Raw genomic sequence first — 1,944 nt, forward strand, 5'->3', positions numbered from 1 at the left:
CTAATATTTTTTTGTGTAAAAAAACATAACTAAACTAGTAAAAAATATATTCAATTTCCGATCAATGAAAGTCAATTTTAATATTGTTCGTCAGCATCAAAATACTACTCCCAGAATTCAAACTTACACCCTAGAAGTTGAACCAGGCAATACAATTTTAGAATGCCTTAACCGAATAAAATGGGAGCAAGATGGTAGTTTAGCTTTTCGTAAAAATTGCCGTAATACTATCTGCGGTAGTTGTGGAATGAGAATTAATGGTCGTTCAGCTTTAGCCTGTAAAGAAAATATCAGAAATGAAGTAGATAGACTACAAAAAATAACTAATAATAGTAACAATAATTCTGCTAATACTACTGCAAAATCTATTCCAGAAATAACTATTGCTCCTATGGGCAATATGCCAGTAATTAAAGACTTAGTAGTAGATATGAACAGCTTTTGGCAAAATCTAGAGACAGTTGAACCTTACATAAGCACAAAAGCACGACAAATTCCAGAACGAGAATTTTTACAGACCCCCACTGAACGGGATAAACTAAATCAAACAGGTAATTGTATTCTTTGTGGAGCCTGTTATTCTGAATGTAATGCTCGTGAAGTTAATCCAGATTTTGTGGGGCCACACGCTTTGGCCAAAGCTTATAGAATGGTCGCTGATTCTCGTGACAGTCAGATTGAGAAAAGATTAGAAGAATATAATCTTGATACAGCAGGAGTCTGGGGTTGTACCCGTTGTTACTATTGTAATTCTGTTTGTCCGATGGAAGTAGCACCTATGGAGCAAATAGGTAAAATTAAACAAGAAATTCTTGACCGTAAAGATCAACAAGCTAGTCGATCTATTCGCCATCGAAAAGTATTAATTGATTTAGTTAAAGATGGAGGTTGGATTGATGAACGAAAATTTGGTATTCAGGTAGTGGGTAACTATTTTAGAGATATTCAAGGATTATTGAGTTTGGGTCCATTAGGATTAAGAATGTTGGCAAAAGGTAAGTTCCCTTTGACTTTTGAACCTTCTGAGGGGACGGAAATTGTGCGATCGCTGATTGAATCAGTAAAAAAATTGGACAATTAATCTACTGGGATAATTCAGTAATTTTATCTGTAATAAAAAATATTAAAAGCTAATTCAATTCTATCAATATCATGTCTGAAAATTTGACTTCTCAATCTACATCAGAATCTACTAAAAAAGTTGAAACTACTAAGTCTAATGAACCTGCTTTTGGTTGGAATACTTACGCAGAAAAAATCAATGGTAGGTTTGCTATGGTAGGATTTTTCATTTTGTTATTACTGGAATTATTTACTAATCAAGATTTTTTTTCTTGGTTAGGTTTGCGCTAAAAGAATCAAGCTTAATTAATGTTAATCGCTGAATTTTTAATTACATTTAGCTACTAGCTATCAGTTATGTTTTGTAGAATAATTAAGTTTTATTTACTGACAGGTAAAAGGTAAAAGTTAATGACTAATCTTTAAATGACATTTAGATCTTAGCGATTAACCATTAACTTTTTTGATTTATAAATCTGATGTTTGACTTGATTCAATTACTTGGAGATTATACTGACCTCTACCTGTTTTATCGTAGGAGTTAACTATTACACGATATTTACCTGTAACAGTTAGAGTAATTGTTAGTTGAGAATTTGTATTTTTCTGACTAACATCATCATGTTCTCCTAGTAATTCACCAGTAGGACTAAATACTGCTAAATAAGTATCAAAGTCAGGACTTTCTAAGATTACATTTACTACTTGACCTGTTGTACCTTCAAAAGTATGTTCATCATAAAGACTTTCATCAGATGGAAGTACTAAGTCTCCATCACTAAGCGTTCCTTCTTGCTGTAATATTTCTTTTCCAACTTGTTCTTGAATAGAGGGAGTAGTTTCTGAAGTTGGGGTTATTTCTGGAGTTGGAGTAGTTTCTGA

3 protein-coding genes are annotated in these 1,944 nt (G+C 32.6%); 2 read left to right on the forward strand and 1 reads right to left on the reverse strand.

The window, feature by feature from the left end:
• Positions 1-64: 64 nt before the first annotated feature.
• Both AC3DU7_RS13165 and AC3DU7_RS13170 read left to right on the forward strand, forming a co-directional pair.
• Positions 65-1,081, forward strand: a complete 1,017-nt coding sequence (locus AC3DU7_RS13165) for a succinate dehydrogenase/fumarate reductase iron-sulfur subunit (protein WP_488039792.1) — start codon at positions 65-67, stop codon at positions 1,079-1,081.
• Positions 1,082-1,152: 71 nt separating this feature from the next.
• Positions 1,153-1,353: a chlorophyll a/b-binding protein gene (locus tag AC3DU7_RS13170; protein ID WP_488039793.1), complete on the forward strand. Its 201-nt coding sequence runs from the start codon at positions 1,153-1,155 to the stop codon at positions 1,351-1,353.
• Between the two features lie 177 nt (positions 1,354-1,530).
• Here AC3DU7_RS13170 and AC3DU7_RS13175 read toward each other — a convergent pair.
• Positions 1,531-1,944, reverse strand: a 414-nt coding sequence (locus AC3DU7_RS13175) for a PPC domain-containing protein (RefSeq protein WP_488039794.1), incomplete at its 5' end; no start/stop codon positions are given.

The organism is Okeania sp. (assembly GCF_983059655.1).